Annotated in this window: 14 protein-coding genes; 4 read left to right on the top strand and 10 right to left on the bottom strand. The window is 71.5% G+C overall.

Features of this window, described 5'->3' with window-relative positions:
- Positions 1 to 91: 91 nt before the first annotated feature.
- Positions 92 to 361, top strand: a complete 270-nt coding sequence (locus V9U70_RS08210; RefSeq protein WP_336673813.1) for a hypothetical protein — start codon at positions 92 to 94, stop codon at positions 359 to 361.
- 44 nt (positions 362 to 405) lie between these two features.
- On the opposite strand, the gene V9U70_RS08205 is transcribed toward V9U70_RS08210, so the two are convergent.
- The 8 genes from V9U70_RS08205 to V9U70_RS08170 form a co-directional block, all read right to left on the bottom strand.
- Positions 406 to 1,938 (bottom strand): sensor histidine kinase, encoded by a 1,533-nt coding sequence (locus tag V9U70_RS08205; protein ID WP_336673812.1) that lies wholly within the window; start codon positions 1,936 to 1,938, stop codon positions 406 to 408.
- On the bottom strand, positions 1,935 to 2,672 hold the full coding sequence (locus V9U70_RS08200) for a response regulator transcription factor (protein ID WP_336673811.1): 738 nt from the start codon (positions 2,670 to 2,672) through the stop codon (positions 1,935 to 1,937). The genes V9U70_RS08205 and V9U70_RS08200 overlap by 4 nt, the downstream gene beginning before the upstream one ends.
- A gap of 136 nt (positions 2,673 to 2,808) precedes the next feature.
- A complete protein-coding gene (locus V9U70_RS08195; protein ID WP_336673810.1) occupies positions 2,809 to 3,474 on the bottom strand; it encodes an ABC transporter ATP-binding protein in 666 nt (221 codons plus the stop codon).
- 34 nt (positions 3,475 to 3,508) lie between these two features.
- Positions 3,509 to 4,972 carry an ABC transporter permease gene (locus V9U70_RS08190; RefSeq protein WP_336673809.1) on the bottom strand — a complete coding sequence of 488 codons (1,464 nt, stop codon included), beginning with the start codon at positions 4,970 to 4,972 and terminating at the stop codon, positions 3,509 to 3,511.
- Between the two features lie 281 nt (positions 4,973 to 5,253).
- Entirely contained in the window at positions 5,254 to 6,693 is a 1,440-nt protein-coding gene (locus tag V9U70_RS08185) for a GH1 family beta-glucosidase (protein ID WP_336673808.1), read from the bottom strand.
- A gap of 82 nt (positions 6,694 to 6,775) precedes the next feature.
- The gene (locus V9U70_RS08180; RefSeq protein ID WP_336673807.1) at positions 6,776 to 7,690 is read right to left on the bottom strand and encodes a carbohydrate ABC transporter permease; all 915 of its coding nucleotides are present in this window, start codon (positions 7,688 to 7,690) and stop codon (positions 6,776 to 6,778) included.
- Positions 7,687 to 8,664 carry a carbohydrate ABC transporter permease gene (locus V9U70_RS08175; protein WP_336673806.1) on the bottom strand — a complete coding sequence of 326 codons (978 nt, stop codon included), beginning with the start codon at positions 8,662 to 8,664 and terminating at the stop codon, positions 7,687 to 7,689. Before V9U70_RS08175 ends, V9U70_RS08180 begins: the two co-directional genes overlap by 4 nt.
- A gap of 379 nt (positions 8,665 to 9,043) precedes the next feature.
- On the bottom strand, positions 9,044 to 10,348 hold the full coding sequence (locus V9U70_RS08170; RefSeq protein ID WP_336673805.1) for an ABC transporter substrate-binding protein: 1,305 nt from the start codon (positions 10,346 to 10,348) through the stop codon (positions 9,044 to 9,046).
- Positions 10,349 to 10,570: 222 nt separating this feature from the next.
- Here V9U70_RS08170 and V9U70_RS08165 point away from each other — a divergent pair, with 222 nt between their 5' ends.
- Positions 10,571 to 13,375, top strand: a complete 2,805-nt coding sequence (locus V9U70_RS08165) for a glycosyl hydrolase (protein ID WP_336673804.1) — start codon at positions 10,571 to 10,573, stop codon at positions 13,373 to 13,375.
- A gap of 187 nt (positions 13,376 to 13,562) precedes the next feature.
- On the opposite strand, the gene V9U70_RS08160 is transcribed toward V9U70_RS08165, so the two are convergent.
- Entirely contained in the window at positions 13,563 to 14,606 is a 1,044-nt protein-coding gene (locus V9U70_RS08160; protein WP_336673803.1) for a LacI family DNA-binding transcriptional regulator, read from the bottom strand.
- A 432-nt stretch (positions 14,607 to 15,038) separates the two neighbouring features.
- Here V9U70_RS08160 and V9U70_RS08155 point away from each other — a divergent pair, with 432 nt between their 5' ends.
- The gene (locus tag V9U70_RS08155; protein WP_336673802.1) at positions 15,039 to 15,287 is read left to right on the top strand and encodes a hypothetical protein; all 249 of its coding nucleotides are present in this window, start codon (positions 15,039 to 15,041) and stop codon (positions 15,285 to 15,287) included.
- Positions 15,284 to 15,520, top strand: a complete 237-nt coding sequence (locus tag V9U70_RS08150; protein ID WP_336673801.1) for a hypothetical protein — start codon at positions 15,284 to 15,286, stop codon at positions 15,518 to 15,520. The genes V9U70_RS08155 and V9U70_RS08150 overlap by 4 nt, the downstream gene beginning before the upstream one ends.
- Before the next feature lie 416 nt (positions 15,521 to 15,936).
- On the opposite strand, the gene V9U70_RS08145 is transcribed toward V9U70_RS08150, so the two are convergent.
- Entirely contained in the window at positions 15,937 to 16,290 is a 354-nt protein-coding gene (locus V9U70_RS08145) for a PRC-barrel domain-containing protein (protein WP_336673800.1), read from the bottom strand.
- Positions 16,291 to 16,429: the final 139 nt, after the last annotated feature.

Here is a 16,429-nt window from a genome sequence, read left to right as displayed (position 1 = left end):
GACAGGGCTACAGCGCCCCCCTTACGAGCGTAGCCAGCAACGCCGATGATCGTGACAGAAGGAACCGAAGTCCTCACGGAAGGTGAGAGCCATGGGTGCACTGCCGGAGTACGACCGCGCGTGCGGCTGGCGGGCCGAGCGCGTCCCCGCCCGCCCCGTCATGCGGGTCATCGATGTCCAGAAGCAGGACACGTGCTTCGACCTGCCGCTGATGATCACCTTCAACGGCCACGTGCAGGGCCCGGCGTACCTCCGCCTGGAAGTCGACGCGGCGATCGACCTCGTGGACGAACTGAACCTCGCCCTCGACACCCGCGTACGGGAACCGGTGGCCCGGTCGTGCACGCGCCCGGCCACCTGACGCGGGCTCTTCCGCCGGTCGGCCGGGCTGCCGAGAGAGAGCGTTCAGCGCGGTGCGGGGAGCGGCAGGACGAGGCGGAACGTGACACCGCGGCCTTGGGCCGGGTCGAGTTCGAGTCGGCCGCCGTGGCCTTCGGCGATGGCTGTGGCGATGGCCAGGCCCAGTCCGGAGCCGCCTCGTGCCCGGGTGCGTGCGGGGTCCGCCCGGTAGAACCGCTCGAACACGCGCTCCGCGTCGGCGGCCGTCAGTCCCGGGCCGTCGTCCTCGACCTCGATGACTCCGACCCGGGTTCCGGCCGGGAAGGGCGGTGCCATGCTGACGCGTCCCGGCGCGTCTGCGCCACCGGTACGGGCGCCGGCTCGTCCCGCCCCCACACGGACGTGGATGCGGGTGCCGGGCGGGGTATGGGTGTGGGCGTTCGACAGCAGGTTCTCGACGATCTGCCGGAGACGGTGGGGATCTCCCACGACTTCCACCACATCCAGTTCCTCTTTCCCTTCCTCTTCCCCTTCTTCCCCGGCGTCGGCGGGTCGCTCCCGCAGGGGCGCCAGGCTCACGGGGTGGCCCGGTCGCTGTAGGGCTGCCGAGCTCACTGCGTCTGCCGCCAGGGACAGCAGGTCCACGTGTTCCCGCTGGTAGTCGGGGTGCCGGTCCAGACGGGCGAGCAGTTGGAGGTCGTCGACGAGCAGGCTCATCCGCTCGGCGTTCTGGGCGATGTGCCGGTCGGCTTCCTGCCGCTCCTTCGCGGTGCGGCGTTCGGAGCGCAGCGCGAGCTGGGCGAATCCCTGGATGGCGGTCAGCGGGGTGCGCAGCTCGTGTCCCGCGTCGGCGACGAACCGGCGCAGCCGCCCCTCCGACGTCTCGCGCTCTTGCAGGGCCTGCTGGAGCCGGTCGAGCATGGTGTTCAGGACGGTGCCGAGCCGCCCGATCTCGGTTCGCGCGTCGGTGTCGGGCAGCCGCAGATCGAGCTGGCCGGCGGTGATGGCCTCGGCGGTGCGCTCCATCCGGGTCAGCGGCAGCAGGCTGAGCCGGACGACCTCACGGCCCAGCACCCAGAGGGCTGCCACGGTGATGATGAGGAGCATGCCGTTGAGCCAGAGGATCTTCGACGTGGCTCCGTCCACGGTGTCGAGTGGCAGAGCGATGACGACGGTCAGGTCGCGTGGTCCGTCCCGGCGCAGAACGCGCCAGTTTCCGTCTCCTGTAGCGGCCGCCACCGACGTCGGGCGGCCTTCCGTGGGCAGGAGGCGGTCGATGCTGTCGGGGAGCCGGGGGCCGGGCTGGTCGTCCGAGCCGAGTTTCTGGGGCAGGCGGTCGCCGCGGGCGTCGTAGAAGTAGACGCGGAAGTCCGAGGGGAGCGCCTCGGGTTCCGGCTTGTGGGGGCGGCGTGTGTCGAGGAAGGCGGAGGCGGGCATGGGCCGGAAGTCGGCGAGTCGCTGGTCTACGCCGTCGAGGAGCCAGGACCGCAGGACGACGAAGCCGATCAGCTGGGCGGCCAGCACGGCCAGAGTGGCCAGCACGGTGACTCCGAGGACGAGACGCCGGCGCAGCGAGCGGGGGGCGCGGAGGCCGGTCAACGCTCTGCTGTCCCGTGGCCCGTGCGCGGTACCCGCAGGCTGTAGCCCACGCCGCGGACGGTGTGGATGAGCGGAGGATCGAAGCGGTCAATCTTCTTCCGCAGGTACCTGATGTAGGTCTCGACCACGCGGGTGTCGCCCGCGAAGTCGTACTGCCACACATGGTCGAGGATCTGGGCCTTGCTCACGACCCGGCCGGCGTTGTCCATGAGATACGACAGCAGCTTGAACTCGGTCGGCGAGAGCTGTACGTACTCACCGGCCCGGTGCACCTCGTGTGCCCTCTCGTCGAGCTCGAGGTCGGTGTAGCGCATGACGGTGTCCGGCAGCAGGGCGTCCGCACCCAGGGTTCGCCGCAGGATGGCCTGGATGCGCAGCAGTACTTCCTCGATGTTGAAAGGTTTGGTGACGTAGTCGTCGGCGCCGATGCTCAGCCCCTGGATGCGGTCGTCCACGCTGGTGCGGGCGGTGAGGAGCAGAACGGGCACCAGGTTGCCGGCCGCGCGCAGGCGGCGGGTCACCTCGTAGCCGTCGAGGTCGGGCAGCATGATGTCCAGCAGGATCAGGTCGGGCGTCAGGTGCGCGGTCTCGGCCAGCGCGGCGGCTCCCGTGGCGGCGCTCCGCACGTGGTAGCCGGTGAGACTCAGCGTCGATTCGAGCAGGGTGCGGATGCTGGGCTCGTCCTCGACGACGAGAAGCCGGTGCTGCCGCTTCCCTTCGGTCCGCTCGGTCATATCGGCACTACGATCCGTTCTCTCACCAGGTCCCGGCATTCGCCGTGCCCGCTTGGAGGCTATCCCGCACCGGGCCTTGCGCGCCGTCGGCGTGAAGGGCGCGCCGGGCCCGGTGCGGGGGCATAGCGGGGGTGTGTCAGGCCGCCAGCTTGCCCTTGCGGAGGGTTACGGCTCGGGGGGCGTGGTTTGCCAGGTGGGAGTCGTGCGTGACCATGATGAAGGTGAGTCCGTCTTCCTTGCAGCGGGTCTGCAGGACGTCCATGATCTCGTCGCGGGTGGACTCGTCGAGGTTGCCCGTCGGCTCGTCCGCGAGCAGCACCTGCGGCTTCTTGACCAGGGCCCGGGCGATGGCCACCCGCTGCTGCTGGCCGCCGGACAGCTCGCCCGGCACGTGGCCCAGCCGCTCTCCCAGCCCCACAGAGGTGAGGGCCTCTGCGGCCAGTTCGCGCCGCTCCTTCGGCTTGACGCCCAGCGGCACGAGGGCTGTCTCGACGTTCTCCTGGGCGGTGAGGGTCGGGATGAGGTTGAAGCTCTGGAAGACGAAGCCGATCTTCTCGCTGCGCAGGCGGGTCAGACGGGCCTCGGGCAACTTCGCCAGGTCGACACCGTCCAGCAGCACACTGCCGGAGGTCGGCCGGTCCAGGCCGCCGAGCATCTGCAGGAGGGTCGACTTGCCGCCGCCGGTGGGGCCCTTGATGACCAGGTAGTCGCCTGCGGTGATGGTGAGGTCCACTCCGGCGAGCGCGTCGACGACGCCCTTGCCGCGGGTGTAGCGCCGGGTGACGCCGGTGAGTTCGTACATGGTGGTTGCTCCTGCGGAGAGTGACGAAGGCGGGTCAGGCGACGCGGGAGAGGGCGTCGGCGGGACGGAGCCGGGAGGCACGCCATCCTCCGAAGGCTCCGGCGACGAGGCCGCCCGCGACGGCGAGGCCGACGGCCAGGACGATCACGGAGACGCTGACCGGGGCGGTGAGCACCACATCCAGCGTCCGTTCGGCGGTTTCGCGTGCGGCACCGCCGCGGCCACCTCCCATGCCGCCACCGGGCCCGCCCATGGCACCGCCGGGGCCGCTCGCCCCGCCGCCGGAAGCGCCCAGCTCCGCGGAGAGCGAGGGCCCGAAGGCGGTGACCGCCCACGCACCGGCCAGGCCCAGCCCGATGCCCATGGCACCACCGACCAGGCCCGTCACGACGGCCTCACCGACGACCTGCCCGGTGACCCGGCGCGAGCGCCAGCCCAGTGCTTTGAGGGTGCCGAACTCCCTCACGCGTCGGGCGACGGCGGACGAGGTGAGCAGGCCGGCTACCAGGAACGCCGCGGTCAGGACCACCACGGACAGCCAGCGGCCGACCGTCTCGGCGAGGCCGGACGCGGTGGACAGGGACCCGGAGACGGTGTCCGCCAGATCCTCGGAGGTGGTCACGGTGGCGTCCGGAACGGCCTTGAGCACCGCGGATTCCACCGTACCGAGCTGCTGTGTGTCGTTGGCCTGCACGTAGACGGTGGTGATCTTGTCCTTGGCGTCGGCCAGGGTCTGCGCCTGGGCGAGCGGCAGGTAGACGTTGGCGGCGGCTTCCCCGCTCGTCGCGGTGGCCACGCCGATGATCTCGAACTCCGTGTCGCTCACCGTGACCGTGTCACCGGTGGTGAGCTTCTTCTCCTTGGCGTAGGCGTTGTCGACCACGGCCGCCTTCGCCGACGTCTCGGACGTCTCGAAGCCGCGTCCGTCGGTGATCTCCGACGAGGACAGCGGGCCCATCCCCGGATGCGCGACGTCGGTGCCGTACACGGTGAAGCTGTCGATGGAGAAGTCGGCGCCGCCGCCCGTCACCTCACCGTCCGAGCCACCGCCCCGCCCGGCGCCCGGCCGCTGCTGGAACTGGCCGCGGCTGAACTCACCGTCGACCTTCACCACATTGAGGCTGAGCCCGCCCACGGCGTCCGCCACACCGTCCGCCTTCGCCACGGACGAGACCGTGGCGGCGTCCAGAGTCTGCAAGCCCTGCACCATGACCCGGTCACTGCTCTGCCGCTCACCGCCCTCGTCGTCTCCTGCGTCGAAGCGGAACCGCGGCCGCTCGCCACCGGCCTCCGACGGTGGCTCTGGCGCCTTGGTGACGGTCATGTCGGTACCGAGTCCGTAAAGGGATTCCAGGACGTGTTCCTGGGCCTTTCCCATGCCGGTCGATACAGCGTTGACCACGATGACAAGAGCGATTCCGAGAGCCAGCCCGGAAGCGACGACCAGCGCCGACTTCCTCCGGCGGCGCAGCTCGCGGCGCAGATAGGTGAAGAACATGCGCCGCACGCTAGGCGGGCGGCCTGGCAGCACCGTGAGCGTTACGTGAGAGAACACCGAGAGTCTCGCCGTGACGGGACACCGCATTCGGCCGCCGACGACGTCGCTCGGACCGTCGGGCGGACCAGGGAAGGCCCCCGTGTGCGCAGGTACCTGTCCGTGCTTACTTCGCGGGAAGGGACATACCGGCCCTCTGCTTCGCGGCGGCCGCGCCCGCCCACCGCCGCACGCGGCCGCGGCCCCGGAGGCTCCCCCGGGGCCGCGAGCAGCGCCGCCGGTGCTCAGCCCTGTCCCAGCCCGCCCCGCGCGATGACCTCCGCGTACCACCGCGCGCTGTCCTTCGCCGTACGGCGCTGGGTGGCGAAGTCGACGTGGACGATGCCGAAGCGCTTGCTGTAGCCGTACGCCCACTCGAAGTTGTCCAGCAGCGACCACAGGAAGTACCCGCGCACGTCCACCCCGGCCTCGATCGCCCGGTGGACGGCGGTCAGGTGCGCGTCCAGGTACGCCACGCGCTCCGGGTCGTGGACGTGGCCCTCCGGGTCGGCGTAGTCGTCGTAGGCGGCGCCGTTCTCCGTCACCAGCAGGGGCAGGGAGGGGAGTTCGTCGCGCAGGCGGGTGAGGAGGTCGTAGAGGCCGTTCGCGTCGACCGGCCAGTCCATCGCGGTGCGGGGGCCGGCCGCCGGGGTGAACGCCACATGGTTCTCGGCGCCCGCCCACGGGGACGGGGAGTCGGAGGCGCCGGCCGAGACCACGCTCGGGGAGTAGTAGTTGATGCCGAGCGAGTCGATCGGGGTCGACGTGACGTCCAGGTCGCCGTCCTGGACGAACGACCAGTCCGTGACCGCCGCCGTGTCCTCGACCAGGTCCTGCGGGAGCCTGCCGTGGAAGACCGGGTCCAGGAAGATCCGGTTGGCCACCGCGTCGATCCGGCGCACCGCGTCCCGGTCCTGCGGGGTGTTGGTCAGCGGGCGCAGGGCGTGGAGGTTCAGGGTCAGGGAGACTTCGGCGGCGGCCGGGAGGCGGTCGCGCAGGACACGGACCGCCCCGCCGTGCGCCAGGTTGAGGTGGTGGGCCGCGCGCAGGGCGGCGAGGTCGCTGGTCCGGCCGGGGGCGTGGACCCCGTTCCCGTATCCGAGGAACGCCGCGCACCAGGGCTCGTTCAGCGTCGTCCACGTCGTCACCCGGTCGCCCAGGGCCCCGGCCACCAGGCCGGCGTACTCCGCGAACCGGTGCGCGGTGTCCCGCTCCGGCCAGCCGCCCGCGTCCTCCAGCTCCTGCGGCAGGTCCCAGTGGTAGAGCGTGGCGACCGGCCTGATCCCCGCGGCCAGCAGCTCGTCCACCAGGCGGCGGTAGAAGTCCAGGCCGCGTTCCACGGCCGGGCCGCGGCCGGTCGGCTGGACGCGGGGCCAGGAGACGGAGAACCGGTAGTCGGTGACGCCCAGTTCCTTCATCAGCCGTACGTCGTCCGGCATCCGGTGCAGGTGGTCGGCGGCGATGTCGCCGGTGTCGCCGTTGCGCACCTTCCCGGGCGTCCGGCTGAACGTGTCCCAGATGGAGGGGGTGCGGCCGTCCTCCGTGGCCCCGCCCTCGATCTGGTAGGCGGCGGTGGCCGTTCCCCAGCGGAAGCCGGTGGGGAAGCGGAGTCCCGCCGCACTCTCGGGGCGGGGGCGGGGGGTGGGGTTCGCGGAGGTCGCCGGAGGGGTATCGACAGCGGTCATGAGACTGACACTCCAGGAAGTGAGGGAGGGGGAGGGAGGAGAGGGGAGGCGGAGGGAGGTGCGAGCGGCCGGGGTCGGCGTCTCACCCCTTCACCGCGCCCTGCATGATGCCGCCCACGATCTGCCGGCCCAGCAGGCCGAAGACCACCAGCACGGGCAGCGTGCCGAGCAGCGTGCCGGCCATGATCACCGACTGGTCGTTGACGTAGCCGCCGCCGAGCTGCCGCAGCGCGACCTGCACGGTCGGTTCCTGCGAGGACAGCGCGATGATCGGCCAGAAGAAGTCGTTCCACGCCGTCATGAAGGTCAGCATTCCGAGCACCGCCATGCCCGGCCGCGCGATCGGGATCACGATCGACCAGAAGATCCGGGCGGTCGAGGCCCCGTCCACCCGGGCCGCCTCGATCAGCTCGTCCGGCAGGGACTGCACCAGGTACTGGCGCATGAAGAAGACGCCGAACGCCGAGACCAGGCCCGGCAGGATCACCGCCTGGAGCTGGTTGACCCACTGGAGCTCCGCGATCAGCATGAACAGCGGGATCACCCCGAGCTGCGGCGGGATCATCATCGTCCCGATCGTCAGCGTCAGCAGCGCCCCCCGGCCCCGGAACCGCAGCTTGGCGAAGGCGAACCCGGCCAGGGTGCAGCACAGCACCGTGCCCACGGTGATGGAGCCGGACACGATCAGCGAGTTCAGCAGAGCCTTGCCGATGTCCGCCTCTTCGAGGACCGCCTCGAAGTTCTTGATCAGGTTCGGGCCCGGCAGCAGGCTCGGCGGCACCTTCGCCAGGTCGGCGTTGGACCGGCTGGCCGCCACGATCGTCCAGTAGAACGGGAACGCCGAGATCAGCAGGGCGAAGCCGAGGATCACATACGACAGCCAGCCGCCGTGCATGGTCCGGCCGGCCCCGCGGCCCCGGCGGCGCTTCTCGGGCGGCGGCCCCTGCGGGGGACGGCCCGTCCCGGGTGCGGTCGGCGGTGCGGCGAGCGCGGTCATCGGCCGGCCTCCTTGCGTGCGCGGCGGCGCACGATCAGGGCGTTGACCCCGACGAGCACCACGATCAGGACGAACATCACCCAGGCGATGGCGGCGGCCCGGCCCAGGTGGAAGAAGCCCCAGCCCTGCTCGTACATGTACAGGCCGAGGGTCTGGTACTGATGCGAGATGCCGCCGGAGATCGATCCCTCGAAGAGCAGCGGCTCACCGAAGAGCTGGGTCGCGCCGATCGTCGAGATGATCACCGTGAAGATGATCGTGGGACGCAGTCCGGGCAGCGTCACGTGGACGAACTGGCGCCAGCGGGAGGCCCCGTCCATCTCGGCGGCCTCGTACAGCTCGCTCGGGATGGACTGCATGCCCGCGAGGTAGATCAGCGCGTTGTACCCGGTCCAGCGCCAGACCACGATGCTCGACACCGCGATCTGCGAGGCGACCGTGCCCGTCTGCCAGTCCACCGGGTCGATGCCGACCAGGCCCAGGGCGTAGTTGATGAGCCCGAAGTCACGGCCGAAGAGCTGCGCGAAGACCAGTGTGGCGGCGGCGACGGAGGTGGCGTACGGGAGCAGGATCGCGGTCCTGATGAACGTCCGGCCGCGCAGCTTGTAGTTGAGCAGGTGCGCCAGGCCCAGGGCCATCGCGAGCTGCGGCACGGTGGACAGCACGCCGATGGTGAACGTGTTGCGCAGCGAGAGCCAGAAGTACTCGTCGGTGAACAGCGCCGTGTAGTTGGCGATGCCCCGCCACTCCATCTCGCCGCTCGTCTGGAGTTCGACCCGGTAGAGGGAGACGAACGCCGTATAGAGGAGCGGGAAGAGCCCGAAGGCCAGGAACAGGGTGAAGAAGGGGGCGATGTAGGCGTACGGGGAGGCCTTGCGCCAGGTGCGCCGGAGGGCGGCGACCCGGCCGTCGTCGGGTCCGGGCCCGGTTCGGGACGGGCCGGGCCCGGCCTTCGCGGTGGCGGTGAGGGACACGGTGCGGCCCTTCGGGATCGGGGGCGGGCGGGGGTACGGGGGCGAGATCCGAGGCGGAGTGCGCGGGGCATGGCCCGCAGCGGGGTTCGCGCGCTCCGCCCGGGACAGCGCGCGGCCCGGGACCGAGTGCGCGGGGACGGGCGAGCACAGGGCGGGGGCTCGGTCGGGAGAGCACCGACGGGAGAGCACCGAAGGAAAACGTGCTCGGGCGGGGGTGCCCGGGCGGGAGGCGCCCGGGGTGCTCCCGCCCGGCGCGCTCCCGCCCGGCCGTTCTCCGGTGCGTCGGTCACGGGGGCGGGGCCGGTCCACCGCCGTGTGCGGACGGACCGGCCCCCGGTGAGGCAGGGTGGTGGAGAGGGGAGGAGGGCGGTGAGCGGCGTCAGCCGATCACGTTCTCCACGCCCTTCTTCGCCGTCTCCCAGGCCTTGTCCGACGACTTGCCCTTGCGCTCGACCTCGCTCAGCGCGTTCGTCAGCTGCTGCATCACGTTCTGGTCGTGCACCCCCAGCACCTGGACCGGGGACTCCTTGGCCGCTTCGCCGAAGATCCGGCCGATCGGGGCGTTCGAGAAGTACGGGTCCTCGGCGTCCGCGATCTTCTCGATGGCGCCCGTCGAGGAGGGGAAGTTGCCCTGCTTCTCGAAGACCTTCGCCTGCTGCTCCGGGGCGGTCAGCCACTCGATCAGGGCGTACGCCTCCTTCTTGTGCTTGGCCGCACGCGGGATCGAGAGGTACGAGCCGCCCCAGTTGCCCGCGCCGCCGGGAAGCTCGGCGATGTCCCACTTGCCCTTGCCGGCGTCACCGGCCTGGCCCTTCACATAGCCGAGCATCCAGGCCGGGCAGGGGATCGTCGCGAAGGAACCGGCGGCGAACGCCTGGTTCCACTGCGGGGACCACTGGTCGAGCTTGGCGCTCAGACCGGCCTCGGCCGCCTCGACGGAAGTGTCCCAGGCCTCCTTGACGGCCGGGTTCTTCTCGTAGATCAGCTCGCCGGAGGCGTTGTAGTACCGCTCCTCCTCCTGCCCGATCATGATCCCGTAGAGGCTGCCGATGCTGTCCAGCCAGGCGCTCTTGGCGGGGGCCTTCTCCATGTACCGCTTGCCCAGCTCCAGGTAGCCGTCCCAGGTGGCCCACTCCTTCGCGAGCTCCTCGCGGTCCGTGGGCAGGCCGGCCTGCTCGAAGAGGTCGGTGCGGTAGCACATCGCCTCGGGGCCGACGTCCGTGCCGAGGCCGAGGATCTGGCCGTCCTTCGTGGTCGCGGCCGACCACTTGGCCTCGGCGAACTCGTCCTTCAGCTTGTCGGCGCCGAACTCCTTGAGGTCCTGGAACTTGTCCGACTGCTGCTGGGTGACCGAAGCGATGCGGCCCACCTCGACGCCCTGCACGTCCGCGAGCCCGCCGCCGCCCGCGAGCCGGGTCTGGAGCGACTTCCAGTAGTCCGCCTCGTCCTGGGTGTCGCTCTGCTTGATCGTCACGCCGGGGTTCAGCTTCTCGTACTCCTCGTACAGCCCGGCCTCCTCGAAGCCGAAGGAGCCGAAGAGGTCGACGGTGAGCGTGACCTCTCCGCCGGCGCTGTCGGAGGAGTCCGACGCGTCGCCGGCTCCACAGGCTGCGAGGAGCGCTCCGGCGAGGACGACCGCGCCGAGGCGGGCGGTGGCTCTCTTGGCGGCTCGGGCGATGGGCATGGGAAGCCTCCCTTGGCTTCGGGATGAACCGAGCGCCTTGAGAGCGCTCTCAAACCTGCGTCTGGAGCGTCCCCCACGCCCTCTTCTCCGTCAAGACTCGAACGCATAACGGCTTGGCCTACCGTCGAACTGGCTTCCGTGTGCGTTCTCTTGACACCCCCGTTTCAGGAGTTTTACGTTCCTTGACACGTGAGAGCGCTCTCAAGTGCTCCCTCCCCCCCCATGATCGAGGTGCTGCCCGTGCAAGCCTCCCTCTCCAGACCCGCAGCGGCGACTCTCCTGGCCATCGCCGTGGCCGCGGTGGGTCTGGGCCCCGCCGCCTCCCCCGCAGCCGCCGCCACCATCCCCGCCGGCGCCGGCAGTTACTCCGACACCCGCCCCGCGGGCACCTCGGGCCCGACCACGAACACCGGCGCGCCCGTGACCCCCAAGGTGACCGCGGCCGTGCGGGACAAGCCGGTCCCGACCAACGACTGGTGGTCCTCCCTGGCCTTCCAGCGCTACGGCGACAACCCGTACTCCACCCCCATGTACGGGCACCCGCTCACCTACCAGGCCACGTCCGGCGGACTGGAGGTCGGCTATCCGACCTCACCCACGATCGTCGGGGACGGCCGGCAGTACGAGTACGCCCACAAGGCCGACCTCACCGTCGGGATCAGCGGGCTGAACTCCCCGGACACCAAGGCCGACGCCTGGTCCGACTGGACCGTGACGCCCTACTGGGCGGACGGCTCCCGGACCTTCCGGGCCACCATCGGCCACGGCATGCCCTTCGTGTACGCCAAGGGCTCCGGCGGCGACGCCCGCGTCACCACGGCCTCCGCGCCCACCGTCTTCGCGGACGACGGCAACGTCCTCGGCGTCACCGTCGCCGGCCACCACTACGCCCTGTTCGCCCCGACCGGCAGCGACTGGAACGTCTCCGGCTCCGCCATCACCGCCGGGCTCGGCTCCAAGGACTACTTCTCGCTCGCCGTCCTGCCCTCCAGGGACGCGCTCGCGACCTACCGGAAGTACGCGTTCAGCTTCGTCACCGGCTCCCAGGCCTCCTGGCAGTCCACCGGCGGCACGGTGAAGGCGACCTACCGTCTGACCACGGAGGCCAAGGAGGGCGCCGAGCGCGGCACGCTCCAGGCCCTCTACCGCCACCAGTGGCTGCACACGACGGACCCGCTGACCCCGTACACCTACGTCTCGCCGCGCGGCACGATGAAGGTGCGCGAGTCCGCCTCCTTCAGCACCAGCCAGAAGAGCGCCGGCGTGGTGCCCGCGCTTCCCGCCTCCAGCGGGGTCGACAAGGCCCGGCTGACCGGCTACCTCAACGAGGTGGCGAACGCCTCGGACCCGTTCTCGGGGGCGTCCGACACCTACTGGACCGGCAAGGCGCTCGGCCGGCTCGCCCAACTGGTGCCCATGGCCGACCAGATCGGCCAGATCGCCACCCGCGACAAGCTCCTCGGCCTGATGAAGGGCCGGCTCCAGGAGTGGTTCACCGCGGGCGGGGCCAGCGAGTTCAGCTACGACAGGGACTGGAAGACCCTCACCGGCTACCCGGCCTCGTACGGCAGCGACGCCGAGCTGAACGACCACCACTTCCACTACAGCTACTACGTCTACGCGGCGGCGATCATCGCCCAGTACGACCAGGGCTGGGCCGCCGACTCCGCCTGGGGCTCGATGGTCAAGCACCTGGTGCGCGACGCCGCCAACCCCAGCCGCACCGACTCCGCCTACCCCTTCCTGCGCGGCTTCGACGTGTACGCGGGCCACAGCTGGGCCTCCGGCCACCAGGGCTTCGCGGCGGGCAACAACCAGGAGTCCTCGTCCGAGTCCATCAACCTCAGCGCCGGGCTCATCCTGTGGGGCGCGGCCACCGGTGACACCGCCCTGCGCGACCTCGGCAGCTTCCTGCTGACGACGGAGTCGGAGGCGATCACCCAGTACTGGTTCGACGCCGACCAGCAGGTCTTCCCCGGCTCCTTCGGCCACGACACGGTCGGCATGGTCTGGGGCAGCGGTGGCGCGTACTCCACCTGGTGGACCGCCAACCCGGAGGAGATCCACGGCATCAACGTCCTCCCGGTGACCGGCGGCTCCCTGCACCTGGCCCGCGAGAAGGCCGCCATCAAGCGCAACATCGCCGAGATGGAGCGCGAGAACGGCGGTCCGGCCCAGGAGTGGCGCGACCTGCTCTGGGAGTTCGAGGCGCTGGCGGACCCGGCGGCGGCGAAGGCCAAGTGGAACGCGGCGAACGGGAACTACACCCCGGAGCAGGGTGAGTCCAAGGCGCACACCTACCACTGGATCACCACGCTCGACTCGCTCGGCGCCCCCGACATGACCGTCAGCGGCGACCTGCCCACCTCGGCCGTCTTCTCCAAGAACGGCGTCCGCACCTACACCGCCCACAACCACGGGTCCACCGCCCGTACGGTGACCTTCTCCGACGGCAAGACCCTGTCGGTACCGGCCCGTTCGACGGCCACCGGCACGGGCTCCGGCGGCGGGAACCCCGACCCGGACCCGGACGAGCCGCCGACCTCCACCGGCAACACGTTCCGCCTCACGTCCGGCGGGGCCCTCACCACCTCCACCACCGGCCCGGCGGGCGCGGACACCGTGGCCTCGGCCGACGGCGTCAACCGGGACGGCACCCCGTACCGCCCGACCGTCTACGAGATCAAGAAGGTCGACGGCAAGCTCTCCGCCGGAGCCGCCACCTCCTTCCGCCTCCGCGTGGACTCGGGCACGAAGGTCGGCCTCGCCCCGCAGGTCCGGGTCAGCTACGACCTGACCGGCGACGGCACGTTCGACCGGACAGAGACCTTCCGCTACTTCGCGACCGACCCGGTCAACGGGTGGGAGGAGTACACCCAGGCGGCCGGGGTGCGGGGCGCCACGGGAAGCCTCGGCGACCTCAGGGGCGGCACGGTCCGCCTGGAGATCTGGAACGCGCTCGGCAACGGCGCCTCCCAGGTGCAGACCGGCACGGAAGCCGCGGTCCTGAAGATCCCCTACGTGTAGGGGGACGGGCGCGCGGTACGCGTGACCCGTAGGGCCCCGGGCCCGTGAGCAAGGAACAGAAACAGGTGCGGCGGGTCTCCGGCTTTCGGGCGGGGGCCCGCCGCACCGCTGGGTACGGCCCCCGGTCTCCTGGGCGGCCGGTCCCGCGCGGGGCAGCCGGCCCTCCGCACCGCTGCGGGCCGGCCCCTCAGGCCGAAGCCCGCCGCACCAGCGTGGTCGAGGTGATCACCGACGCGGGCGTCGTGCCGCTGCCCGCGCGGCCCCGGTCCAGGGCGCCCAGCAGCAGCCGCGCCATCAGCCGGCCCTGCCCCTCGATGTCCTGGTTGATGGTGGTCAGCGGCGGATCGGTCTCCTTGGCCACCGGGTCCATGTCGTCGAACCCGACCAGCGCGACCTGCTCCGGCACGGAGATCCCGCGCTCGCGCAGGACCCGCAGAGCGCCCGACGCCATCAGGTCGTTGGCGGCGAACACCGCGTCCAGGCCGGGCCGCCGCTCCAGCAGCTCCGTCATGGCCCGCGCCCCGCTCTCCACGGTGAACGCCCCCTCGGCGATGAGCGCCGGGTCGGCGTCCGGCAGCACGTCCCGGTAGCCGTCCAGCCGGTCCATCGCGGACGTCTGGTCGGGCGGGCCGCAGATGTGCGCGATCCGCTCCCGGCCGAGGTCCTTCAGGAGGCGCACGGCCAGCCGCGCACCGCCCCGGTTGTCCGCGTCCACAAAGGGGACGGCCTGGTCGCCCGGATCGGCGGTCGGGCTGGGCCGCCCCCCGTACACCGCCGGGATGCCGGCCCGCCGGGTGATCTCCGGCAACGCGTCGTCGGTGTGCAGCGAGAACGCCAGCGCCCCGTCCACGTGACCGCCGGACAGATACCGCGCGATGCGGTCGAAGTCCCCCGGCCCCTCCACCAGCAGCAGGACGAGCTGGGTGTCATGGGCGGTCAGTTCCTTGCTGATGCCCCGGATCTGCTGGGAGAAGAAGGGATCGGAGAAGATCCGGATCTCCGGCTCCGCGATGACGACGGCCACCGCGCCCGTCCGCCGGGTGACGAGGGTCCGTGCCGCGTGGTTCGGGATGTACCCCAGCTCATCGACCGCCGCGCGCACCTTGTCCACCAGCGGCTTGCGGACTCCGTCGCCCCCGTTGACGACCCGTGAGGCGGTGGCCCGGGACACCCCCGCACGTGCGGCGACGGCTTCCAGGGTGGGCCGGGACCCGGGGGACTGCTCGGGCAAGGCGGTCGCTCCTCCTCGACGGGGTGCGGCGGCACGGTGCTGGGGGCGCGGCTGCGTGAGCGCGGTGTCGGACCGGTGTCGCCGCCGGATCGTCTACAGCCTAACGCCGGGACGAGGGGCGGGTTGAGAGCGCTCCCAATGGAGGGGGACGGTCCGCTTGAGGTGGAGCGACGGGGCCGCCGTGTCGGGGGTGCGCCCGCGACGGAGGCCTCGCCGGTCCGGCCCGCGAGGGAACGGCCGCCTTGCCCCGATGGCGTAACTCTGCACCCGGATTGCCCCTTGGTGACGAAGAAGGACCGAGTTCTTTCGATCCTGACACGGCAGCTCCTGGTGTCCCATGTGCGGTGATGAGAAGTGCGCCTCTTCGAGGCCAGCTGCGCGTTGGACACGCTGGGTATGCATGGCCATTACTCACAGTGGAAGGTGTGCGGCATGGAAGCGACGGAACGGCGCAGGGCGGCGGCGGACAGAGTGCGGGCGGCGGAGGACGCGGTGGCGCGGTTGAGAGAGGGGCTCGCGGGGTGCGGGCTGACGTTGCCGTCGCTGCGCATCGACCCCGTGTCGTGCGCCGCTGACGAACCGTCCCCCCTCGTGGAGCTCGGCAGGTGCAACGTCGACACCGCGCTGCGGCTGTGCGAGGTGCTGACGGAGCGGCAGAGCGGTTCCGGAGGGCGGTCGTGACGGGGGAGGCGCCCGAACCGTACGCGCCCCGGCCGGGGGCGTACGTGGTCGACGGGCGGGACGGGCGGGTCGGCCGGGTGGTGGGCATGGTCGGGCCGGTCACGCGGTTGCGGCCGCCGGGAGGCGGTCCGGAGTGGGACTGCCCGCCCGACGACGTGCGTCCGGCCCCGCCGGGCGTGGTGCTGCGGGCCCGGGTGACGGAGATCAACCGGCAGGGGCAGTTGCCGCGGTGACCAGGCGGGCGGTCGGCGGTCGTCAGGCTGCCGGGGTGAACGGTGACGGCGAGGTGCGGGCGAGGGCGCGCACGGGCGGCGGGGCGTCAGGCGGGGCGGGGCGTCTTCCTGGTGGGCGTCCGGCGGGCGTCTTCGTGGTGGGGCCGGGCCTCGGCGACGCGGAGGCCCGACCGGGGCGCGGCGGGGTACGGCACCGCCTTCGCCGACGACCCCCGCGCGTTTCTGGCAGCCGGGCCGCCGACGGGGCGTGCGGTCTGCGGGCCCGTGCGGGCCCCTCGGCCGACGCGGCCCCCTCGGCCGACGTGCTCCGTGCGCTCTGCCCGGTCCGGGGCCCGGAGGTCGGGTCGGCACGCGTGAGCGGCGGGCCCGACCCCTCCTCGGGGCCGGGCCCGCCGCTGTCCCGGGGGGTGCGCGGGTCACCTCAAGCGGAACGCCATGTAGTACGAGGACAGTTCCTGGTGGTAGGCCGGGTCCTCGGTGTGCCGGTGGCGGTCGAACTCGGGGGAGTCCTTGACCTGGTCCTTGGTCAGGTCCACGTAGACCTTCTCGTCCGCGTGGTCGATACGTGTGACCGTGCCCGCCGGGATCAGGACCTCCTTGCCGAAGATCCAGGGCCCGGTGTCGACGAGCAGATGGGCCGACCCGGCCTCTTCCGAGTGCTTGTCGACCTTGCCGATGCTGCCGTCGGTCGCCTCCACCGCGTATCCGGTGAGTTCGGCGCCCGTGGAATGGCCGCTCGACGGCTGGTAGCCCCACAGGGAGTCGCTCATGATGGCTCCTTTCACGTAGGTCAATTCAGCTCGTCAGTACGGCGGATCGCCGATGGTTTCTCGGCTTTCTCCGCTGGACTCCGCCTGCCCGGGAAAAGGCGGACCATGCGTGGACCGCGGAACGAGAACGGGGGCGGGG

The organism is Streptomyces pratensis (assembly GCF_037137275.1).
Lineage (GTDB): Bacteria > Actinomycetota > Actinomycetes > Streptomycetales > Streptomycetaceae > Streptomyces > Streptomyces pratensis_B.
Note: the sequence above shows the minus strand (reverse complement) of the source record. Positions and strands in the feature narration are given on the sequence as shown.

Coding starts and splice junctions, on each gene's coding strand:
- V9U70_RS08155 (WP_336673802.1), top strand. CDS start 15,039: ATGGAAGCGACGGAACGGCGCAGGGCGGCGGCGGACAGAGTGCGGGCG.
- V9U70_RS08170 (WP_336673805.1), bottom strand. CDS start 10,348: ATGCCCATCGCCCGAGCCGCCAAGAGAGCCACCGCCCGCCTCGGCGCG.
- V9U70_RS08180 (WP_336673807.1), bottom strand. CDS start 7,690: ATGACCGCGCTCGCCGCACCGCCGACCGCACCCGGGACGGGCCGTCCC.
- V9U70_RS08185 (WP_336673808.1), bottom strand. CDS start 6,693: ATGACCGCTGTCGATACCCCTCCGGCGACCTCCGCGAACCCCACCCCC.
- V9U70_RS08195 (WP_336673810.1), bottom strand. CDS start 3,474: ATGTACGAACTCACCGGCGTCACCCGGCGCTACACCCGCGGCAAGGGC.
- V9U70_RS08165 (WP_336673804.1), top strand. CDS start 10,571: ATGATCGAGGTGCTGCCCGTGCAAGCCTCCCTCTCCAGACCCGCAGCG.
- V9U70_RS08190 (WP_336673809.1), bottom strand. CDS start 4,972: ATGTTCTTCACCTATCTGCGCCGCGAGCTGCGCCGCCGGAGGAAGTCG.
- V9U70_RS08200 (WP_336673811.1), bottom strand. CDS start 2,672: ATGACCGAGCGGACCGAAGGGAAGCGGCAGCACCGGCTTCTCGTCGTC.
- V9U70_RS08145 (WP_336673800.1), bottom strand. CDS start 16,290: ATGAGCGACTCCCTGTGGGGCTACCAGCCGTCGAGCGGCCATTCCACG.
- V9U70_RS08210 (WP_336673813.1), top strand. CDS start 92: ATGGGTGCACTGCCGGAGTACGACCGCGCGTGCGGCTGGCGGGCCGAG.